This is a genomic window from Curtobacterium sp. MCPF17_018 (assembly GCF_003234135.1).
Classification (GTDB): Bacteria; Actinomycetota; Actinomycetes; order Actinomycetales; family Microbacteriaceae; genus Curtobacterium; species Curtobacterium flaccumfaciens.
The window spans coordinates 50,098-69,785 of record NZ_QKSJ01000009.1 but is presented as its reverse complement, the minus strand read 5'-3'; the positions used below and the strand labels follow the sequence as shown (position 1 = coordinate 69,785).

Sequence of the window (19,688 nt, the reverse complement as noted above, 5' to 3'; positions counted from 1 at the left end):
AACACGGCGAGCCGACCGCGGCCCTGAACACGGCGAGCCGACCGCGGCCCTGCACGCGACCGGCCCGGGGGCGTGACGCGCGCAGCGAACGCGAGCCGCGCCTCCCGGCCGACTGTGCGCACCACCTGCCGGAGCGCACTACGCTCGAAGACGGTCCGCGACGCAGCGCTGCGTGACCCGCGGGCTGTACGTCCAGAAGGTGATCCAGGAGGACCCCGTGACCGAATCCGCTCCCGTCGACCCCACATCGACCGAAGGCTGGAAGAAGCTCGACAGCATCGCTGCCGACTTCACCCCGGACCTGCGAGGGTGGTTCGACAGCGACCCCGGTCGTGCCGAGCAGTACACCTTCCAGGCGGCCGACCTGACCGTCGACCTGTCCAAGGGCCTGGTGACCGACGAGATCCTCGCCGCGCTGCTGCAGGTCGCGAAGGACACCGGCGTCGCCGAGCGCTTCCAGGCGATGCTCGCCGGCGAGCACATCAACGTCACCGAGGACCGCGCCGTGCTGCACACCGCGCTCCGCCGCCCGAAGGCGACCGAAGGCCTCGTGCCGGCGGCGCCCCTGACCGTCGACGGCCAGGACGTCGACGCCGACGTGCACGCCACGCTCGACAAGGTCTACGGCTTCGCCGAGCAGGTCCGCAGCGGCGCCTGGACCGGTGTCACCGGCAAGCGCATCGAGACCGTCGTCAACATCGGCATCGGTGGCTCCGACCTCGGCCCGGTCATGGTCTACGAGGCACTCAAGCCCTACGTCCAGCCCGGACTCGAGGCCCGCTTCGTCTCGAACATCGACCCGGCGGACATCTACGAGAAGACCGCCGACCTCGACCCCGAGACCACGCTCTTCATCGTCGCGTCGAAGACCTTCGGCACGCTCGAGACCCTGACGAACGCACGCCTCGCCCGCCAGTGGCTGTGGGAGGAGCTCGGCCTGACCGACGCCGCCGACGACGAGAAGAAGAACGCCGTCGCCAAGCACTTCGTCGCCGTCTCCACCGCGCTCGACAAGGTCGAGGCGTTCGGCATCGACCCCGAGAACGCCTTCGGCTTCTGGGACTGGGTGGGCGGCCGCTACTCGGTCGACTCGGCCATCGGCACGAGCGTCGTCATCGCCATCGGCAAGGAGAACTGGGAGCAGTTCCTCGCCGGCTTCCACGCCATCGACGAGCACGTCCGCACCACGCCGCTCGAGCAGAACGTCCCCGTCCTGATGGGCCTGCTCAACGTCTGGTACACGAACTTCCTCGGTGCGCAGAGCCACGCGGTCCTGCCGTACACGCAGTACCTGCACCGCTTCGCCGCGTACCTGCAGCAGCTCACGATGGAGTCGAACGGCAAGCGCGTCCGCTGGGATGGCTCGCCCGTCACCACCGAGACCGGCGAGGTCTTCTGGGGTGAGCCCGGCACGAACGGCCAGCACGCGTTCTACCAGCTCATCCACCAGGGCACCCGCCTCATCCCGGCCGACTTCATCACGGTCGCCAACCCGGCCCGTCCGCTGAAGGACGAGACCGGCGACGGCAAGGGCGTCGCGCCCGGCACCGACGTGCACACGCTGTTCCTGGCGAACTTCTTCGCGCAGACCAAGGCGCTCGCGTTCGGCAAGAGCGCCGACGAGGTCCGCGCCGAGGGCACCACCGACGAAGGCATCGTCGCGGCGCGCACGTTCCCCGGCAACAAGCCGACCACGTCGATCATCGCGCCGGAGCTCACCCCGAGCGTCCTCGGCCAGCTCATCGCTCTGTACGAGCACACCGTGTTCACCGAGGGCACGATCTGGGGCATCGACTCGTTCGACCAGTGGGGTGTGGAACTCGGCAAGCAGCTGGCGCTGCAGGTCACGCCGGCCGTCGAGGGCGACCAGGCTGCGCTCGACGCGCAGGACCCGTCGACCAAGGCGCTCATCGCGAAGTACCTGGAGCTGCGGAAGTAGCGGACGCCCCCACCTGACGGACGGGAGGCCCGTGGCGGACCCGCCACGGGCCTCCCGTCCGTCGTGTGCGTGCGCTGGCCGCGGGGGTGGACGCCGGGCCGGTTTCGCGGTCAGCGACACCTCACGCGCCCCGCGGCCCGTGAGGTGTCGCCCAGCGCGAAACGCGCCTGCCGCCGCGCCCCGTCACCGCGCCGGACGGTCCGCCGGTGTCGGTCGGAGCGGCTACGGTCGAGGGCATGGAGCGTTCGGAGATCCTCGCCGCGGCTGCTGCCGCGCACGCCGCCCGCATCGCAGCGGCCGGTGGTGACGACGTCGCAGCGCGTGAACGGGCCGACAGCGTCCGGCGCCGGGCCGACGGGCTCACCGACCGGTACGACACGGTCGAGGGCACGGACGGCGAGTCCGATGCCCGCGACGCCGCACGCCGACGCGCAGGCGAGGCAGACCGAGCGGCCTCGCGCACCGAGGGCGTGCTGTCGGACTGGCACCGGATGGGCACCCGTCGCGGCGTCACCCCGGACGCGCAGGTCCGCACGGCCTGGACGGTGACCGGGGTCCCCGAGCGCGGCGACGCCCGGGCCCTGGCCAACGTGCTGCTCTCCACCGCGGGGCACGCCGGACGCGTCGCCGACGCCGCCCGACGCAACCCCGCCCTGTCCGGTGCCGCGAGTGCCGCCGCCCGACGGACCGTGCGCCGCTACACCGACCACGGTGCCGACATGGCCTCGTTGGGGGACGTGCTGGGCGACGGCCCCGTTGACGACGAGCGCTGAGCCCGATCCGCGGGTTGGACCGCTCCCGTCCTCATCAGGCCTTCTGTGGACCGATCCAAACGACCCCACGACAGAATGTCCAATTGACAGGACATGGAATCGGGTTACGATCGGTCCACGCGATGAAGCGCGATCACCGACGAAGGAGTCACCGAATGGTCGACATCAAACCGACAGCCCCGACTGTCGCACTGCCCCCGTTGGGGACCGGGCCGCACCGCCGACGACTCGGCGTGCTGGCCCTCGTCGCCACGTTCGGCGGGTTGCTCTTCGGGTACGACACCGGTGTCATCAACGGTGCCCTGAACCCGATGAAGGCGGAGCTCGGCCTCACGAACTTCACCGAGGGCGTGGTCACCAGCTCGCTGCTGTTCGGTGCCGCGATCGGCGCCATGCTCGGCGGCCGCATCGCCGACGGCTGGGGTCGTCGCAAGACCATCATCCTGCTCGCCGTCACGTTCTTCGTCGGCACGCTGATCTGCGTGTTCGCGCCGACGTTCGAGGTCATCGTCGTCGGTCGTGTGCTCCTCGGCCTCGCGGTGGGTGGCGCGTCCACGGTGGTGCCGGTGTTCCTCGCCGAACTCGCCCCGTACGAGATCCGCGGGTCGCTGTCCGGCCGCAACGAGCTCATGATCGTGATCGGTCAGCTCGCCGCGTTCGTGGTCAACGCGATCATCGGCAACCTGTGGGGTGAGGGCAACGGCGTGTGGCGCGTCATGCTGGCCGTCTGCGCGCTCCCCGCGATCGCGCTGTTCGTCGGGATGCTGCGGGTGCCGGAGTCGCCGCGCTGGCTCGCGTCGAAGGACCGCTACGACGAGGCGCTCTCGGTCCTCGAGCAGGTCCGGACCACCGATCGGGCCCGTGCCGAGCTCGACGACATCAAGCGGAGCAACGACCTCGAAGCGAAGGTCGAGCGCGTCAGCGGCTGGCACACGCTGCGCGGGAACAAGTGGCTCATCCGCATCGTGCTCATCGGTGCCGGGCTCGGCGTCGCGCAGCAGCTCACCGGCATCAACTCGATCATGTACTACGGCCAGACCGTGCTCATCGAGTCCGGGTTCCAGGCGTCGGCCGCTCTCATCGCGAACATCGCCCCCGGCGTGATCGCCGTGGTCGGTGGCGTCATCGCGCTGTACAACATGGAGAAGATCAACCGCCGCACGACGCTGATCCTCGGGTTCACGCTGACGACGATCTGCCACTTCCTCATCGGCATCGCGTCGGTGGCGCTGCCCGAGGGCAACCCGGCTCGCCCGTGGGTCATCCTGTTCCTGGTCGTCGCGTTCGTCGGCTCGATGCAGACCTTCCTCAACATCGCCGTCTGGGTCGTGCTGTCCGAGATCTTCCCGACCCAGATCCGTGCGCTCGGCATGGGGATCTCGGTGTTCTGCCTCTGGATCGCGAACGCCTTCCTCGGGCTGTACTTCCCGACGATCGTCGCCGCGACCGGCATCACCGGGACCTTCTTCGGCTTCGGGGTCGTCGGGCTGCTGGCGTTGCTCTTCATCTGGAAGTTCGTGCCGGAGAGCCGCGGCCGCACCCTCGAAGAGGTCGAGGAGGGTGTCACCACCGGCAACATCTTCACCGTCCCGGAGAAGGCGTCGCGCCGCTAGTCCGCACCACGCAGGAGACGTCGGGGCGCCCCAGGGCCCCCGACGTCTCCTGTTCTGCGTGACGGGCGACCTTGGTGCCCACGGATCGGCGGGTTCCTACACTCGACCCGTGCATCCCCTCCTCCTGGCGACCGGCGCCGGTCTGGCCTCCGGTCTCGCCCTCGTCGTCGGTGCCGCGATCGCCTGGTTCGTCCGGGTGCCGCGGACGGTCGTGGCGACGATCACCGCCTTCGGCGCCGGCGTCCTCATCTCGGCGCTCTCCTTCGACCTGGTCGCCGAGGCCACCCGGTCCGGCACGTTCTGGACGGCGATGGCCGGGTTCCTCGGCGGGGCGGTCGTCTACGTCGGTCTCGACGTCCTGCTGGAACGACGCGGTGCACGGAAGAAGCGCAGCGGGGCCGGCTCGACGGGATCCGGGACCGGCCTCGGCATCGCCCTCGGCGCGTTGCTCGACGGCATCCCGGAGACGGCGGTGCAGGGAGTCGGGCTCGCCGCGGGCGGCTCGCTGTCGATCGCGGTCGTGGCCGCGGTCATCATCTCGAACCTGCCGGAGGGGCTGTCCAGCACGTCCGACATGAAGGAGAACGGTCGGGGAGCGCGGTACGTGTTCTCCGTCTGGGGCGCCATCGCCCTCGCGTGCGCCCTCTCGGCGCTCGGCGGGTACGCGATCCTCGGGCAGGCACCGGCCGGGGTGCAGAGCGCCGTGACCGCCGTCGCCGCCGGAGCCATCCTGGCGATGCTCGCGGACACCATGCTGCCCGAGGCCTTCCGGAAGACCGGCCCCTGGACGGGCCTCATCGCTGTCCTCGGGTTCTTCGCGGCGTACGGCATCCACGTGATCGGCGGCTGACCTGGAAGCACTCAGCGCCGGTGCGTTCCCGGTGCCGGTCACCCTGGTCTGCGCCGCGCTGCTCGTGATCGCCGTGGGCTGCGCGGCGTTCGTGGCGGTCGACGTCGCGCCGCCCGCCGCAGATGCGCGTCATGGCGTTCGTGTGGCCGCTCACGATGCTGTTCGGCAGCGTCGTGTGGCTCGTCTTCTACCTGCGCCGGGGTCGGGCCACCGCGCCTGTCCACGGACGGTGGGCGGGCAACGCGATCGACACGAGTCACTGCGGTGCCGGCTGCGCACTCGGTGACCTGATCGGGGAGTTCGGGCTCGCGGCGTTCCCGGCGGTCGGGGTGGCGGTCGGCCTGGGCACGCTCTACCAGGACCGGATGATCGCCGGGTGGATCGTCGACTTCGTCATCGCGTTCGTGCTCGGCATCGCGTTCCAGTACTTCGCCATCGCGCCGATGCGGGGCCTCGGCGTCCGGGCCGGGCTCGTCGCAGCGCTCAAGGCCGACACGTTGTCGATCATCGCGTGGCAGGTCGGCATGTACGGACTGATGGCGGTGTGGCAGCTGGTCGTGTTCCCGGCACTCGTCGGCGGACGCGCGAGCGTCTTCTCGCCGGAGTTCTGGGTGGCGATGCAGCTGGCGATGGTGGCCGGCTTCGTCTGCTCGTACCCCGTGAACGTGTGGCTGGTGCGTCGGGGGATCAAGGAGGCCATGTGACGGACCAGCGAACGGACGGGAGGCCCGGTGCCAGCTGGCACCGGGCCTCCCGTCCGTTCTGTGGTCGCGCTACGGGCGCAGGAGCACCTTGCCGACGCGGCCGGCGGTGTCGCTGGCGCGCACGGCGTCGCGGACCTGCTCGAAGGCGAAGGTCTCGGCGACGGGGAGCGTCAGCGAGCCGTCGAGCACGCGGGTGATGAGCTCACCGAAGAGCTGCCCCTTCGTCTCGTCCGGCATCGTCTTGCTGACGACGGAGCCCCAGAAGCCCTTCACGGTGAGCTGGCCGAAGATGACCTTGCCCGACGGGATCTCGAGCGTCGGCGACGCCATCGCGCCGAAGACGACGAGGGTGGCGTTCTCGCCCAGCACCGAGGCGATGTCGCCGGCGGCCTTGCCACCGACCGACTCGACGCCCGCGATGATCGGGGCGCCACCGGTGATCGCGGCGACCTGGTCCTGCCAGTCGTCGGCGTCGGTGGCGACGATGCGCTCGATGCCCTGCTCGCGGAGCTCGTCGACACCGGCGGCGCGACGGACGAGTCCGATCACGTTGATGCCGCGGGCGGCACCGAGCTGGGCGACCATGCGACCGACCGCACCGTTGGCGGCGTTCTGGATGATCCAGTCGCCCTCGTGCAGGTCGAGCGAGTGCAGCAGGCTGATGGCGCTGAACGGCATCGAGACGAGCTGGGCTGCGGCCTCGTCGGTCATCGCGTCCGGCACCGGCACGAGTCCGGCGGCGTTCGCGGTGTAGTACTCGGCCCAGACGCCGAAGGCACCGCCGGCGACGCGCTGGCCGACCTGCAGGTTCGTGACGCCCTCGCCGAGTGCCTCGACGACGCCGAGTGCCTCGGTGCCCGAGGCGGCGGGGAGCTCCGGCTTGAAGCCGTAGGTGCCGCGGACGGTCCACAGGTCGTGGTTGTGGATGGGGGAGAGGACGGTGCGGACGAGGACCTCGCCGGCGCCGGGCGTCGGGACGGGGCGCTCCTGCACCTCGAGGACGTCGGCGGGCTCGGCGAACGTCTCGTGGACGACGGCGCGCATGGTGGTGGGGGTGGTGGTGCTCATGGGTCAGTCCTCCGAGACGACGATGGTGACGTCGATGTTGCCGCGGGTCGCGTTCGAGTACGGGCAGACCTGGTGGGCAGCGTCGGCGAGGGCCTGGGCCTGGTCGTGCTCCAGGCCGGGGATGACGACCTCGAGCATGACGGCGAGCTGGTAGCCACCGTTGCCGTTCGGGCCGATCGACACGCGGCCGCCGACGGAGGAGTCGGTGATCTTCACCTTCTGGCTGCGGGCGACGCCCTGCAGGGCGGAGTGGAAGCAGGCGGCGTAGCCGGCGGCGAAGAGCTGCTCGGGGTTGGCGCCGTTGCCGGAGCCACCCATCTCCTTCGGGATGGCGAGGTCGAACTCGACCGTGCCGTCGCTCGTGGCGACGTGGCCGTTGCGGCCTTCGCCGGTGGCCAGGGCCTCGGCGGTGTAGAGGGCTTCCATGGGGTTCCTTCCTTGTGGGCGGATCGTGCAGGACGTGGGCGCTGCGTTGGGGTGCTGCGTGCTCTCGCGCTCAGCGACAGTTCACGGGCGCACGTGGGCGTGAGCTGTCGCTCAGCGCGAAACGGCGCCAGCGGGATCGGCCGCCGCGTGCATCGTCTCGGTCAGCCGGTGCAGCGTCGCGATCAGCTCGGCGGCGGCGCGTTCGTCGGCCAGGCCCATCCCGGCGGCGATGCGCGCGGGGATGCCGCTCAGCTCGGACCGCAGTTCGCGGCCGCGCTCGCCGACGGTCACCGTGACGACGCGCTCGTCGGTGCTGCGGCGCTCGCGGCGGACCAGGTCGCTCTGCTCCATGCGGCGGAGCAGCGGCGAGAGGGTGCCGGAGTCGAGCTGCAGGTGTTCTCCGAGGCTCGAGACGGTCTGGTCGCCCTCGACCCACAGGGTGACGAGCACCAGGTACTGCGGGTACGTCAGGCCCCAGGGTTCGAGCATCGTGCGGTACGCCTGCGTGGTGGCGCGGGACGCCGCGTAGAGGGAGAAGCACACCATCTCGTCGGTCACGGGCATGCGTCCACACTGTCACGCAACTGAGTTGTGTGCAACCTACATCGACGGTTCGCAGGCGAGCTCACAGCGAGCGCCGGGCAGGTGCCCCGCCTCGGCGAGTGCGGCCTGGGCGTCCCGGAACGACGAGTAGGGCACGTGCACCCCGCGGACGTCCCGGTAGTCGGTCAGGCCCGGACCGGCCCAGTACACGACCCCGTCGTCACCGACCTCGGCGATCGCCCGGCGGATCGCCCGCGCCGGGTCCGGCTCCTCGACGACCAGCGCGTCGTGCCCGCTCGCCCGCGCACCGTCGACGATCGCCGCCCGGATCGGGGCGGGGGCCTCGAAGCGGGGATGGTGGTCGGCCACGACGACCACGTCAGCGGCCTCGGCCGCCACCGCTCCCATCGCCGCCCGCTTGCTCGGGTCACGGTCGCCGTCCGCCCCGAGGACGATCCCGACCCGGCCCGGCGCGAACGCACGCACCGCCGCCAGGCTCTTCGCGAAGGCGTCGGGGGTGTGCGCGAAGTCCACGAAGACACGGGGCCCGGTCGCCGCCGACGCATCCGCCATCCGCCCGGGCACGACGACGTCGAGGCGGCCTCGTGTCGCCTCGAGCAGGGCGGGCACCGGCACGCCCGCGGTCGCGAGCATCGCCACCGCCAGGCCCGCGTCCGCCGCCATGTGCACGCCGAGCAGCGGGAGGTCGAGGTCGATCGTCGTGCCGTCCGGTGCGGTCAGGGTCGACCGGGTGCCGTCGGGCCGCTGCTCCCGCACCAGCACGGTCCAGTCGGCCCCGGCCGCGGGGGCGGTCGAGATCGTCGTCACCGGGACCGTCGCCCGCCCGACGATCCGTCGGCCGGCAGGGGAGTCGAGTGACACCACGCCGGCGCGCGACCGAGCGGGCGTGAACAGCAGGGCCTTCGCCGCCAGGTACTCGTCCATGTCGGCGTAGTCGTCGAGGTGGTCGTGTGACAGGTTCGTGAAGCCCGCCACGTCGAACCGGACGCCGTCGGTGCGGTGACGGGAGAGGCCCTGCGCACTCACCTCGAGGGCGGCTCCGTCGACCCCGCGTTCGGCTGCGCGTGCCAGGAACGCGTGCAGTTCGGGGGCTTCCGGTGTCGTCAGCGCACTCGGCAGCGACTCGTCGTCGACACGGCGCTCGACCGTGCTGCTGATCGCCGACCGCCACCCGAGCCGGCGCATCAGGGCGTCGAGCAGGTGCACCGTCGACGTCTTGCCGTTCGTGCCGGTCACCCCGAACAGCGGGAACGGCAGCGACTCCGTGCCGGCGAGGAGCCGTGCGACGGCGCCCAGGTGGGCGCGGACGTCCGGGACGACGAGGACCGGCAGCCCGCTCCGTCGCGCCGCGGCCTGCCCGTCCGGGTCCGTCAGCACCGCGGCAGCACCGGCGTTGCGCGCCGCCTCGGCGAACTGCGCGCCGTGTGCGAGGCGGCCGGGGAGCGCGGCGAACAGCATCCCCGGCCGGAGTTCGTCGGTGGCGAGCGCCAGGCCGGCCACCGGGACGGCGCCGGGGCCGACACCGCCGCCGGCACCCGCGAAGGGCCCGGCACCCCCGCCGGGACCGTCGACACCGAGTGCTCGGGCGAGCTCGTCGAGCCGGACCGGGCGCGGTCGGGCCGGTCGTAGGGCGTGCGGCATCGCGGCTCCTCGTCGTGGGCGGACCCCGATGGTGCGCCACGCTCCCGGAACGGCGTCCCAGGTCCGCCCGCAGCGCACGACGAACACGCCGACGGCCGAGGCGGTTAGGCTGACGTGACCCACGATGACCAGCAGCGACCTCGACACCACCACGACCCCCGGCAACGGATCGGCGTCCTCCCACGGCAAGACGATCCTGATCGGTGAGCACGCCGTGGTCTACGGCGCACCCGCTCTCGTCCTGCCGGTGCTCGACGCACGGGTCGTGGCGACGGTCACCCCGGTCGCCGCCGACGCCGAGCAGCCCGGTCACAGCCTGCAGTCGACCGTGCACACCGGCCCCCTCGACCTCGCACCAGCGGCCGTGATGCCGACCGTCACCGCCGTCACCGCGACCCTGCGCCACTTCGGGGTCACCGACCGCCACTTCCACGTCCGGGTCGACAGCGAGGTCCCGACCGCCCGCGGCATGGGCTCGAGTGCCGCGGTCGCCGCCGCCGTGACCGCCGCCGTCGCCGATGCCCTGGGCGAGACCCTCGACGTCGAGACCCACCACGAGCTCATCCAGGAGTGCGAGCGCGTCGCCCACGGCCGACCGTCCGGCCTGGACGCCCGGGGCGTCGTCGCGTCCGCGCCGGTCTGGTTCGAGGCCGGCCGGATCGAACCCGTGACGCTCGGCGCCCGGTTCACCTTCGTCGTCGCGGACACCGGCGTCCCCGGGCACACCCGCGAGGCCGTCTCAGCCGTCCGCGCCCGCCACGACCAGGACCCGGTCGGTGTCGGCGCCGTGATCGACCGGATCGGCGCGCTCGCCCGGCGGGCACGGGGGACACTCGAGGACGGCGATGCCCAGGCTCTGGGTGCCACCATGGACGCCGCGCACGACCTGCTCAGCACACTCGACGTGTCGAGTGGCGACCTGGACCGGCTCGTCGACGCCGCACGCGATGCGGACGCCCTCGGCGCGAAGCTCACCGGCGGCGGGCGGGGCGGGTGCGTCCTCGCGCTCGCCGCGGACGACGACCACGCGGACCGCATCGCGGCCGCACTCCGCGGCGCAGGGGCCGCAGCCACCTGGACCACCACGATCGGAGCCCGCGCTTGCTGACAGCCACCGCCGTCGCGCACCCCAACATCGCCCTCGTCAAGTACTGGGGGAAGGCGGACGCGCAGCTCGCGCTGCCCGCCACGGGCAGCGTCTCGATGGGGCTCGACGTGTTCCCGACGACGACCACCGTCACGGTGGACGGCGGACGGGAGGCCCGTGACGCGTTCACGCTGAACGGTCACGTCGTCGACGACGGTGCGCTGGTGCGCGTGCAGCGGTTCCTCGACCTGGTGCGCGAGCTCGCGGGGTCGTCCGAGCGGGCATCGGTGGTGTCCGAGAACACGGTCCCGACCGGTGCCGGGCTGGCATCGAGCGCGTCCGGCTTCGCCGCCCTGGCGACCGCGGCCGCCGCGGCCTACGGCCTCGACCTGTCGCCACGGGACCTGTCCCGTCTGGCCCGTCGCGGTTCCGGCTCGGCCACGCGCTCGATCCCCGGCGGTGTCGCCGTCTGGCACGCCGGCGACGACCAGGGCTCCTTCGCCGAGCCGATCCCGGCCCCGCCGATGGCGATGGTCGTGGTCACGATCGACGCCGGCCCGAAGCCGATCGGGTCGCGCGAGGCCATGCGCCGCACCATCGCGACGTCGCCCTTCTACCCGGCCTGGGTGACCTCGACGACCGAGACCGTCGGCGACATGCTCACGGCCTGCGCGGCCGGTGACTTCACCCGCATCGGCGAGATCACCGAGAGCAACGCGCTCCGCATGCACGCGACGATCGAGGGCGCGTTCCCGCCGATCCGCTACCTCAACGCCCGCAGCGTCGCCGTGTTCGACGCCGTCGCCGAGCTGCGTGCCGGCGGCACCGAGGCCTACGCCACGGCCGACGCGGGCCCGAACGTCGTCGTGCTCACGAAGCCGCAGGACCGGTCGGCGGTCGCCGGCGCGCTCGCGTCGCTGGGGGACGTCATCGAGTCCGGCACCGGACCTGCCGCGCGGGTGCTCCGCTCCGAAGAGATCGGGAGCAATCCCGACCAGAAGGAGTCCGCGCAGTGATCGAGTTCCGTGCACACGGCAAGCTGTTCGTCGCCGGCGAGTACGCCGTCGTCGAGCCGGGCCAGCCGTCCGTCCTGATCGCCCTCGACCGCGCCATCACGGCGAAGGTGCGCGAGGGCCACGGCGCGGGCAGCGTGCACTCCGAGGAGTACGGGCACCTGCCGCTCACGTGGACCCGTGCCGAGGACGGCCTCGCGCTCGACCGTGAGCGCCACCCGTACGACTACGTGATGGCCACGATCGACCTGGTCGAGAAGCTCCGCGCCGAGCACGGCATCGCCCCGCGGTTCCACGACCTGCGCATCGAGAGCCAACTGGACGACGCCAGCGGCCGGAAGTTCGGGCTCGGGTCCTCGGCCGCGGTCACCGTCGCCACCGTCGGCGCTCTCGACCGGTTCTACGGCATCGGCCTGACGCAGCGCCAGCGCTTCCAGGTCGCGCTGCTCGCCACCATCCGGGTGAACCCCCGGGCCTCCGGCGGCGACCTCGCCGCGAGCACGTTCGGCGGCTGGCTGCGCTACAGCGCCCCCGACCGCGAGCGCCTCGCCGCGATGCTCGGCGACCACGCCGTGTCCGCGATCCTGACCGACGCCGACGCCTGGGACGGCTTCGACGTCCAGCGGCTGCCCGCCCCCGAGAACCTGCAGCTCCTCGTCGGCTGGACCGGCTCGCCCGCGTCCACCACGAAGCTCGTCGACGTGGTGCGTCGGCACCGCGACGGCGGGTACCAGGCGTTCCTCGACGAGAGCCGCAGCTGCGTCGACGACCTGACCACGGGCCTCCAGACCGGCGACGCAGCGCGCACGCTCGGGGCCCTCCGACGCGCCCGCGGGCTGCTGCAGCGCCTCGGTGCGTCCGTCGGGTCGCAGATCGAGACCGAGCGTCTCGCGACCCTGTGCGACGTCGTCGAGGCCGCGGGCGGGGCGGCGAAGCCGTCCGGGGCCGGCGGCGGCGACTGCGGCATCGCGCTCGTCCCGGCGGACACCGACCCCGCTGGCATCCACCGCGCCTGGGAGGCGCACGACATCAGACACCTCAGCGTCGCGGTGCGAGCACCAGAAGGAGCCCTCGATGAGTGACCTGCTCACACCGATCCCCACCAAGTGGGTCGGCCCGATCCGCGTCAGCGGCAACGCCGTGCAGGGGGAGCACGAGGTCCCCCTCGCCACCTACGAGTCGCCGCTCTGGCCGTCCGTCGGCCGCGGCGCACGCATCTCGCGCATGGTCGAGGACGGCATCGTCGCGACCGTCGTCGACGAGCGCATGACCCGCTCCGTCGTCGTCCGTGCCGACAGCGCCGCAGCAGCCCACGTCGCCGCGGGCCAGATCCTCGCGCGCCAGGACGAGCTCGCCGCGATCGTGTCCGGGCAGAGCCGGTTCGCCAAGCTCATCGAAGTGCACCCGGAGATCGTCGGGGACCTGCTGTTCCTGCGCTTCGCGTTCACCACCGGCGACGCCTCCGGCCACAACATGGTCACGCAGGCGGCGGACAAGCTGCTGCCGGCGATCCTGGACTGGCAGCCGGGCCTGCGGTACGTCTCGGTGTCGGGCAACTTCTGCACCGACAAGAAGGCCACCGCCGTGAACGGCATCCGTGGCCGTGGCCGCAACACCATCGCCGAGATCGTGATCCCCGGCGAGGTCGTCGAGAAGCGCCTGCGGTCGAGCACCGCGCGCATCGTCGAGCTCAACATCGCGAAGAACCTGATCGGGTCGACGATCGCCGGGGCCATCCGCTCGGCGAACGCGCACTACGCGAACATGCTGCTGGGCTTCTACCTGGCCACCGGGCAGGACGCCGCCAACATCGTCGAGGGCTCGCAGGGCATCACGAGCGCCGAGGACCGCGACGGCGACCTGTACTTCGCGACCTCGCTGCCGCACCTGATCGTCGGCACGGTCGGCAACGGCAAGGGCGGTGACCTGCCCGTCGTCGAGGACGCCCTGGTGCGCCTCGGCTGTCGCGAGGACCGCGAGCCGGGCGGCAACGCCCGCCGCCTCGCTGCCCTGTGCGCCGCGACCGTCCTGTGCGGGGAGCTCTCGCTCCTCGCCGCACAGACCAACCCGGGCGAGCTGATGGCCGCCCACGTCGCCATGGAACGTCGCGGCGCGAAGCCCGCAGGGGGTGCGGCATGACCGGCGTCGGCATCCACGACATCGCGATCGCGACCGGCCACCACGTGCTCGAGCTCGACGACCTGGCCGAGCGGCTCGGCGTCGACCCGGCGAAGTACCACGTCGGCATCGGGCAGGACGCCTTCAGCGTGCCCGCGCCCGACGAGGACATCGTCACGATGGGCGCCGCCGCAGCGAAGGAGCTCATCGACCGGCACGGCGTCGACGGCATCCGAACGGTGCTGTTCGCCACCGAGTCCGGCGTCGACCAGTCGAAGGCCGCCGGTGTGTACGTGCACGGCCTGCTCGGGCTGCCGAAGGCCGTCCGCGTGGTCGAGCTGAAGCAGGCCTGCTACGGCGGGATGGCCGCCGTGCAGCTCGCACTCGGCATCGTCGCCCGCGCCCCGCACGAGCGGGTGCTCGTCATCGCCGCCGACGTCGCCCGGTACGACGTCGACACCCCGGCCGAGCCGACCCAGGGTGCCGGTGCCGCCGCGATCCTGGTGTCCGCCGACCCCGACCTGATCGAGGTCGAGCCGGCGGCGGGTGTCTACACCGCGGACGTCGACGACTTCTGGCGGCCGAACGACCGCTCCACCGCACTGGTCGACGGGCGGCTCTCGGTGAGTGCGTACGTCAACGCGTTCGTCGGCGCCTGGGACGACCTGGCGGAACAGGGCGGCCCGGCGTACGACGACATCGCCCGGTTCGTGCACCACCAGCCCTTCACCAAGATGGCGATCAAGGCGCACCGCAAGCTCACGCAGCACGTCGGGGCAACCTTCGACGAGGCCGACCTGGCGATCGGGTTCACCTACAACCGGCAGACCGGCAACACCTACACGGCGTCGCTCTGGATCGGCCTCGCGGCACTGCTCGACCTCGACGACGACCTGGCTGGGGAGCGACTCGGCCTGTTCAGCTACGGCTCGGGCAGCGTCGGCGAGCTCATCACCGGCATCGTCCGGCCCGACTACCGCGAGCACCGTCGTACGGGTCGCGTGCGGTCGCTGCTCGAGGCACGGGTCCCGCTGACGGTCGACGCGTACCGCGCGCTCCACGCCGCGGGTGCCGCCACCAGCGAGGACGTCGAGCGTCCGCGCGTCACGACCGCGCCGTTCCGGTTCGCGGGCGTTCGCGGCGGCGCGCGCCACTACGAGGCGTCCTAGACCGGACACCGGGACGGACGGGAGGCCCGTGGCGGCGCCGCCACGGGCCTCCCGTCCGTCTGTCGGTCACGCTGCGGACAGGACCTCGCGTTCCAGCCGCTGGTAGCTGGCCTCCATGCCCTCCGTCATGCCGGTCGCGAGGATCGCGTCCCGCTGCTCCCGGTCCGGGTAGGTGACGAGCAGGGTCATGAGCGTGACGCCGTCGTCCTCGTCGAACTGCAGGTCGTTCGTGTTCGGCGGGAAGGGCGCCCCGGTCATGCGTTCGGTCGACACCATCCGGCGTTCCGGTTCGACGACGAGGTTCTCGCCCTCGAACCCGAAGGGCTCACCCTCGGTGTCACCCGTCGGCGCCCAGGCCTGCCGGAACGCGCCGCCCGGGGTCAGGTCGTTCTCGTACACCGTCATCTCCCACCCGTCGGGGCCGAGCAGCCACCGGCGCACCAGGTCGGGCTCGGTGTGCGCCCGCCAGAGCAGGTGTCGCGGCGCCGCGAACGCCCGGGTGATCCGGACGTGGGTGTCGTCGAGGACCTCGGTCCCGGTGCCGGCACGGAGGGCCCACTCGCGCAGGTCGGCGAGCACCCGGTCGAGCTGGCCGAAGGCCTGCTGGTAGCCCTCGAGCATGCCCATCTGGAGCATCGCGTCGAGGTCGGCGGCCGAGGCGAACGAGGACACCACGGAGACCCGGGCGCCGCCCTCGGCCGGCTTGAACGACAACACGGTCTCGCCTGCGGGCAGTGACTCGTCGACGGTGCCCTGGGGGTCGGTGAACAGGTCGCGGAAGACGATGCGACGGGGCTCGTCGACCTCGGTGACCTGCCAGACGGCGTGGAACCGCTCGCCCTGCGGTGACGTCATCCGGTAGTCGGCACGGCCACCGGGGCGCAGGTCGAACGTCGTGAACGTCGCGGGGAACCCGGGCGGTCCCCAGAACCGCTCGAGCTGGCGCGGGTCGGCGAAGGCGGCCCAGAGGCGTTCGACGGGGACGGGGAACTCGGCGACGAGGGTCATCGAGAGGGTGTCGGGATCGGTGTGGACGGACGTGGTGGGCATCATCGCTCCTGGTGTCGTCGGGTGTCGTCTGGTGCTGGGTGTCCGGAGGCGTCGCCGTCGAGGAGGTCGCCCAGACGGTCCATCCGGCTGTGCCAGAGGCGGCCGTAGGCGTCGAGGAGGGCACGGACCCGTTCGAGCTGCTCCGGCTCGGCGCGCACGATGCGGGTGCGGCCGCGGGCTTCCTTGCTCACGAGTCCGGCTCCTTCGAGGACGGCGACGTGCTTCTGGACGGCGGCGAACGACATCGAGTAGGCGTCCGCGAGCTCGCTCACGGACGACGACCCGACGAGCGTGCGCCGGACGATGTCACGACGGGTCGCGTCGGCGAGTGCGTGGAACACCCGGTCGACCTCGGCGTCGGACAGTTCGATTCGTACAACCATTTGGTTGTAGGTTACGTCCGGACGGTCTCGTCCACAAGGGGGACCTGCCGGTAGTCTTGCCGCGGAGATCGGAGGGGCGATGGCGGAGCAGCTGGGTGCGTCCGATGCCGTCCGTGCCCTCGTCGCCACCCTGCCCCGTGCGCCGCAGCTGTCCGATGTGGTGACCGGCGTCGGTCGGATGGTCGGCAAGCCCACGCGCGTCGTCGACGTCGACGGGCCGAGCTGGGGTCCGCTCACCGCGCTCGTGTCGCAGTTCGAGCACGAGAACCTGGTGCTCGTGCCGGCCGACGCACCGCCGCTCTACCGCATGCACTGCGTGCTGCACGAGCTCGGGCACCTGGTGCACGGCGACGTCGGCACACCCACCCCGTCATCCGTCGCCGAGTTCGCCGCCGGGGGTCACGTCTGCCGTCGTGCGCTCGACGCCGACTCCGGGCTCGTGAGCATCTCCGACGACGACGAGCACTTCGCCGAACGGTTCGCCTACGAGCTCGCGACGGTCCTGCTCGCCGGGGCCACGGGCGCGGACGAGCGGGCCTACGGCTGATGGCCGTCCTGCACGCCGCGGCCTTCTGGTTCGCGGCGCTGATCTTCCTCGCCCGCACGCCGTACGTGCTGCGGAACCCCCGTGGTCGGGCGGCCTGGGGTGCCACCGGCGTCGGGGCGCTCGGGCTCCTGACGCTCGGCAGCGTCGTGCCGCAGCCGGCGCTCGACGGCGCCCTGGGCGGCTCGAACCTCATCAACCTGGTGCAGAACGTCTGCGCGACCGTCGCGTTCTGGCTGATGCTGCGCGCGAGCACGGACGACCTGCCGGAGCGCCCGGTGCTCGCCAGGCCGATGGCGCTGCTCGTCGTGGTCGTGGCCTTCACGGTGCCGTTCCTGCTGGTCGAGGAGCGCGGCGGGACCGACTTCCACTTCATCGTGCGCGAGATCGAGCAGACGCCGATGTGGCTCTACGCGAGCGTGTACATGGTGGGCGTGGGACTGATCGCCGCGACGACACTGCGTCGCGGCGTGCTGCAGGACCCGGTGGCACTCGTGGTGTTCCGCGTCGGGCTCGCCCTGGTCGTCGTGGCGAGCGTCGACGAGGTCGCGTCGCTCACCGCCGACCACTTCGGACTCTTCCCGGCCGGGGTGCGGGACGGCCTGCGCCTGGCCTTCGATCCGCCGTTCTACCTCGGCATCGTGCTCATCGTCGTGGCGATGGCCTCGCTGACGTTCCGACGGTGGGGTCGTGACCTGCGCCACCGCGGGCACCACCGACGCCTGCGCCGCATCGCCCGTCGGCACGCGGTGCGGGCGGTCGAGCGGCCGGGGGACCCGCAGGCCCGGACCTACGACCTGGTCATCGCGATCCGCGACGCCGAGGTGCAGGGACGGACCCTCGACGACGCCGAACTCGCGCAGGTGCGGTCGGCGGAACGGACCCTGACCCGGAGCCTCGGAGGATGACGGCGTGACGATCGTGTGGTGGGTGCTCGGAGCGCTCGTGGTGCTGGTGGCGGTGTCCCTGGTGGTCCTGGTCGTCCTGCGGAAGGTCGTCGGCAGGATCGTGCTGCCCGGCGGCGATCGGTGGACGCCCGTGATCGAGTCCGACGCTGACTCCGTCCGGCTGCCGATCACCGACGACACCGTGCGGCCGGGGGAGTACGGGCTGTGGCACGACGGCCCCGGGCACACCACCGTCGGGCCGGTGCTCGAAGTCGACGAAGCCGCCGGGTTCGTGCGCCGGGCCGTTGTGCGGACGACCGGCGCGGTGTCGTCGCGGGTGCGGTGGAGCGGACACGTGCACCCCGACCCGGCGGCGATGGACGTCGACTGGTCCGAGGTGTCGCTGCCGACCCCGGTGGGGTCGGCACCCGCGTGGGTGGTGCGGCCGGGTCCGGGCGGCGCTGCCGACCGCGCTCCGTCTCCCGACCGCGCGGCTGCCCAGGGTGCGGACCCCGAGGCTGTCCGCACGTGGGCCGTCCACGTGCACGGGATCCGGACGACCCGGGTCACCGCGCTCCGGACCGTCCCCGCGGCGCTCGAGCTCGGCTGGACCTCGATCGTCCCGTCGTTCCGCGGCGATGGCGAAGCACCGTGGGAAGGACGGGCCTCGCACCTCGGCGCCCGTGAGTGGGCGGACGTCGAGGCGGCGCTCGACCACGCCGTCGCGAACGGCGCCCAACGGCTCGTCATCGTGGGGTGGTCGATGGGCGCGACGATCACGCACGAGCTCCTCGCCCGCTCCGCGCACCGCGACCGCCTGGCCGGGATCGTGCTCGTCGCCCCGGCCCTGGACTGGTCCGTCACCGTGCGGTCCCAGGCCCGCCGCGCAGGACTGCCGGGCCCCGTGGTGGGCGCTGCCCTCGGGGCGATGGCGGCACCGGTCCTCTGCCGGCTGGTGGGGCTGCGCTCGCCGGTCGACGTGCGCGCGCTGTCCTGGTTGCGCGCACCCCGGTCGCTGCCCCCGACCCTGCTCATCCACTCCACGGGCGACACCACGGTGCCGTTCTCGGCCAGTCAGGAGTTCGCCGATGCGCACCCGGGCACGGTGACCCTGGCGGTCAGCGAGCCCGCCGAGCACGCGTGGGAGCGCAACGTCGACGCCGTCTGGTTCGACCGCACCATCACGAACTGGGCATCGCACCTCGAACACACCGGAGCGCAGGAGTAGAAGGAGCCATGGGGCAGCTCATCTACGACGGCCAACCGCTCGACCTGCGGATCGACGACCGCGCGCTCACGCACCTGCAGATCGTCATCGTCAACATGCTCCGACGCGACCACCGCTTCGCGTTCTCGTGGAAGGACGACGTCGTCCACGGCAACGGTCGCAGCACGATCTGGCTGAACCCCAACGTGAGCCTGCACTTCAAGTTCACGGGCAGCCGGGTGCCGTCGATCAACCGCAGCTGGCTCGAGGACCTCTACGCCTCGGCCACCTCGGGGTCGGGGCTCGTGCTGACGCCGGAGCCGCCGGACACCAGCACGGCGGCCGACTCCGCGTGGTCGCGGGCGGTGGCGCCCGGCGACGCGGACGACGCCTCGGGGACACCGAGCGGGAGCACGGCGCGCTGATCCCGGGAGCAGTAGCACAGCGGGCTGATCCGGGTCAACGGGTTCCACTCGAACTCCACACCTCGTACGGTTTCCGTACCGCGGTTCGCTGTCGTCCCCCCGCACCGGCCCGCCAGGGCGCCGGTGCTGGCAGTGTCCGCGGCAGGAGGGGAACCCGAACAGCCCGTGACGCACAGCGAGTCCGGTGCCGACCAACCACCGGTGGCCGAGACGAGCGAGGGACGTGA

The 19,688-nt window shown here is 72.2% G+C and carries 20 protein-coding genes; 14 read left to right on the top strand and 6 right to left on the bottom strand.

The annotated features are described in order from the left end of the window. Positions 1 to 217 precede the first annotated feature (217 nt). From pgi to DEJ27_RS11710, 5 genes are all read left to right on the top strand, one after another. On the top strand, positions 218 to 1,939 hold the full coding sequence (gene pgi / locus DEJ27_RS11730; protein ID WP_111091019.1) for a glucose-6-phosphate isomerase: 1,722 nt from the start codon (positions 218 to 220) through the stop codon (positions 1,937 to 1,939). A gap of 236 nt (positions 1,940 to 2,175) precedes the next feature. Continuing rightward, positions 2,176 to 2,712, top strand: coding sequence for a hypothetical protein (locus tag DEJ27_RS11725; protein WP_111090969.1), 537 nt, complete (start codon positions 2,176 to 2,178; stop codon positions 2,710 to 2,712). 155 nt (positions 2,713 to 2,867) lie between these two features. After that, complete coding sequence (locus DEJ27_RS11720; RefSeq protein WP_110860911.1) at positions 2,868 to 4,325, top strand: sugar porter family MFS transporter; 1,458 nt, start codon at positions 2,868 to 2,870, stop codon at positions 4,323 to 4,325. A 109-nt stretch (positions 4,326 to 4,434) separates the two neighbouring features. Further along, positions 4,435 to 5,175, top strand: a complete 741-nt coding sequence (locus DEJ27_RS11715; protein ID WP_110860909.1) for a ZIP family metal transporter — start codon at positions 4,435 to 4,437, stop codon at positions 5,173 to 5,175. 131 nt (positions 5,176 to 5,306) lie between these two features. Further along, on the top strand, positions 5,307 to 5,879 hold the full coding sequence (locus DEJ27_RS11710) for a DUF4396 domain-containing protein (RefSeq protein WP_220032948.1): 573 nt from the start codon (positions 5,307 to 5,309) through the stop codon (positions 5,877 to 5,879). A gap of 69 nt (positions 5,880 to 5,948) precedes the next feature. On the opposite strand, the gene DEJ27_RS11705 is transcribed toward DEJ27_RS11710, so the two are convergent. From DEJ27_RS11705 to DEJ27_RS11690, 4 genes are all read right to left on the bottom strand, one after another. Further along, a complete protein-coding gene (locus DEJ27_RS11705) occupies positions 5,949 to 6,923 on the bottom strand; it encodes a zinc-binding dehydrogenase (protein ID WP_110861105.1) in 975 nt (324 codons plus the stop codon). A gap of 27 nt (positions 6,924 to 6,950) precedes the next feature. Further along, complete coding sequence (locus DEJ27_RS11700) at positions 6,951 to 7,373, bottom strand: organic hydroperoxide resistance protein (RefSeq protein ID WP_027466009.1); 423 nt, start codon at positions 7,371 to 7,373, stop codon at positions 6,951 to 6,953. A gap of 111 nt (positions 7,374 to 7,484) precedes the next feature. Then, on the bottom strand, positions 7,485 to 7,937 hold the full coding sequence (locus tag DEJ27_RS11695) for a MarR family winged helix-turn-helix transcriptional regulator (protein ID WP_181420085.1): 453 nt from the start codon (positions 7,935 to 7,937) through the stop codon (positions 7,485 to 7,487). Between the two features lie 36 nt (positions 7,938 to 7,973). Beyond that, positions 7,974 to 9,578: a Mur ligase family protein gene (locus tag DEJ27_RS11690; RefSeq protein ID WP_110860905.1), complete on the bottom strand. Its 1,605-nt coding sequence runs from the start codon at positions 9,576 to 9,578 to the stop codon at positions 7,974 to 7,976. 124 nt (positions 9,579 to 9,702) lie between these two features. Here DEJ27_RS11690 and mvk point away from each other — a divergent pair, with 124 nt between their 5' ends. From mvk to DEJ27_RS11665, 5 genes are read left to right on the top strand one after another with little or no spacing between them, the layout of a single operon-like run. Next, complete coding sequence (gene mvk, locus DEJ27_RS11685; protein ID WP_110860903.1) at positions 9,703 to 10,686, top strand: mevalonate kinase; 984 nt, start codon at positions 9,703 to 9,705, stop codon at positions 10,684 to 10,686. Continuing rightward, on the top strand, positions 10,680 to 11,681 hold the full coding sequence (gene mvaD, locus DEJ27_RS11680) for a diphosphomevalonate decarboxylase (protein ID WP_110860901.1): 1,002 nt from the start codon (positions 10,680 to 10,682) through the stop codon (positions 11,679 to 11,681). The genes mvk and mvaD overlap by 7 nt, the downstream gene beginning before the upstream one ends. Further along, on the top strand, positions 11,678 to 12,760 hold the full coding sequence (locus DEJ27_RS11675) for a phosphomevalonate kinase (RefSeq protein ID WP_110860899.1): 1,083 nt from the start codon (positions 11,678 to 11,680) through the stop codon (positions 12,758 to 12,760). Before mvaD ends, DEJ27_RS11675 begins: the two co-directional genes overlap by 4 nt. Then, positions 12,753 to 13,817 carry a hydroxymethylglutaryl-CoA reductase gene (locus tag DEJ27_RS11670; protein WP_027466013.1) on the top strand — a complete coding sequence of 355 codons (1,065 nt, stop codon included), beginning with the start codon at positions 12,753 to 12,755 and terminating at the stop codon, positions 13,815 to 13,817. Before DEJ27_RS11675 ends, DEJ27_RS11670 begins: the two co-directional genes overlap by 8 nt. Beyond that, the gene (locus DEJ27_RS11665; RefSeq protein ID WP_110860897.1) at positions 13,814 to 14,965 is read left to right on the top strand and encodes a hydroxymethylglutaryl-CoA synthase; all 1,152 of its coding nucleotides are present in this window, start codon (positions 13,814 to 13,816) and stop codon (positions 14,963 to 14,965) included. Before DEJ27_RS11670 ends, DEJ27_RS11665 begins: the two co-directional genes overlap by 4 nt. Positions 14,966 to 15,031: 66 nt before the next feature. Here the strand turns inward: DEJ27_RS11665 and DEJ27_RS11660 are convergent, their stop codons facing one another. Together DEJ27_RS11660 and DEJ27_RS11655 are read right to left on the bottom strand one after the other, a co-directional pair. Next, positions 15,032 to 16,015: an SRPBCC family protein gene (locus tag DEJ27_RS11660; RefSeq protein ID WP_111090968.1), complete on the bottom strand. Its 984-nt coding sequence runs from the start codon at positions 16,013 to 16,015 to the stop codon at positions 15,032 to 15,034. Next, positions 16,015 to 16,398 carry a helix-turn-helix transcriptional regulator gene (locus tag DEJ27_RS11655; protein WP_110860892.1) on the bottom strand — a complete coding sequence of 128 codons (384 nt, stop codon included), beginning with the start codon at positions 16,396 to 16,398 and terminating at the stop codon, positions 16,015 to 16,017. The genes DEJ27_RS11660 and DEJ27_RS11655 overlap by 1 nt, the downstream gene beginning before the upstream one ends. Positions 16,399 to 16,477: 79 nt before the next feature. On the opposite strand from DEJ27_RS11655, the gene DEJ27_RS11650 reads away from it, so the two are divergent. The 4 genes from DEJ27_RS11650 to DEJ27_RS11635 are packed head-to-tail and all read left to right on the top strand — an operon-like array spanning position 16,478 to position 19,461. Further along, positions 16,478 to 16,945, top strand: a complete 468-nt coding sequence (locus tag DEJ27_RS11650; protein WP_110860890.1) for a hypothetical protein — start codon at positions 16,478 to 16,480, stop codon at positions 16,943 to 16,945. Beyond that, entirely contained in the window at positions 16,945 to 17,850 is a 906-nt protein-coding gene (locus DEJ27_RS11645) for a hypothetical protein (protein ID WP_110860888.1), read from the top strand. Before DEJ27_RS11650 ends, DEJ27_RS11645 begins: the two co-directional genes overlap by 1 nt. 4 nt (positions 17,851 to 17,854) lie before the next feature. Next, entirely contained in the window at positions 17,855 to 19,057 is a 1,203-nt protein-coding gene (locus tag DEJ27_RS11640) for a S9 family peptidase (protein WP_110860887.1), read from the top strand. Between the two features lie 8 nt (positions 19,058 to 19,065). Beyond that, complete coding sequence (locus tag DEJ27_RS11635; RefSeq protein WP_110860885.1) at positions 19,066 to 19,461, top strand: ATP-dependent DNA ligase; 396 nt, start codon at positions 19,066 to 19,068, stop codon at positions 19,459 to 19,461. The last annotated feature ends 227 nt before the right edge of the window (positions 19,462 to 19,688 follow it).

Excerpts from the sequence above, each read along its gene's own strand:
- DEJ27_RS11725 (WP_111090969.1), top strand. The coding sequence starts at position 2,176 with ATGGAGCGTTCGGAGATCCTCGCCGCGGCTGCTGCCGCGCACGCCGCC.
- DEJ27_RS11720 (WP_110860911.1), top strand. The coding sequence starts at position 2,868 with ATGGTCGACATCAAACCGACAGCCCCGACTGTCGCACTGCCCCCGTTG.
- DEJ27_RS11710 (WP_220032948.1), top strand. The coding sequence starts at position 5,307 with ATGGCGTTCGTGTGGCCGCTCACGATGCTGTTCGGCAGCGTCGTGTGG.
- DEJ27_RS11705 (WP_110861105.1), bottom strand. The coding sequence starts at position 6,923 with ATGCGCGCCGTCGTCCACGAGACGTTCGCCGAGCCCGCCGACGTCCTC.
- DEJ27_RS11700 (WP_027466009.1), bottom strand. The coding sequence starts at position 7,373 with ATGGAAGCCCTCTACACCGCCGAGGCCCTGGCCACCGGCGAAGGCCGC.
- DEJ27_RS11695 (WP_181420085.1), bottom strand. The coding sequence starts at position 7,937 with ATGCCCGTGACCGACGAGATGGTGTGCTTCTCCCTCTACGCGGCGTCC.
- DEJ27_RS11690 (WP_110860905.1), bottom strand. The coding sequence starts at position 9,578 with ATGCCGCACGCCCTACGACCGGCCCGACCGCGCCCGGTCCGGCTCGAC.
- mvk (WP_110860903.1), top strand. The coding sequence starts at position 9,703 with ATGACCAGCAGCGACCTCGACACCACCACGACCCCCGGCAACGGATCG.
- DEJ27_RS11670 (WP_027466013.1), top strand. The coding sequence starts at position 12,753 with ATGAGTGACCTGCTCACACCGATCCCCACCAAGTGGGTCGGCCCGATC.
- DEJ27_RS11665 (WP_110860897.1), top strand. The coding sequence starts at position 13,814 with ATGACCGGCGTCGGCATCCACGACATCGCGATCGCGACCGGCCACCAC.
- DEJ27_RS11660 (WP_111090968.1), bottom strand. The coding sequence starts at position 16,015 with ATGCCCACCACGTCCGTCCACACCGATCCCGACACCCTCTCGATGACC.
- DEJ27_RS11655 (WP_110860892.1), bottom strand. The coding sequence starts at position 16,398 with ATGGTTGTACGAATCGAACTGTCCGACGCCGAGGTCGACCGGGTGTTC.
- DEJ27_RS11650 (WP_110860890.1), top strand. The coding sequence starts at position 16,478 with ATGGCGGAGCAGCTGGGTGCGTCCGATGCCGTCCGTGCCCTCGTCGCC.
- DEJ27_RS11645 (WP_110860888.1), top strand. The coding sequence starts at position 16,945 with ATGGCCGTCCTGCACGCCGCGGCCTTCTGGTTCGCGGCGCTGATCTTC.
- DEJ27_RS11635 (WP_110860885.1), top strand. The coding sequence starts at position 19,066 with ATGGGGCAGCTCATCTACGACGGCCAACCGCTCGACCTGCGGATCGAC.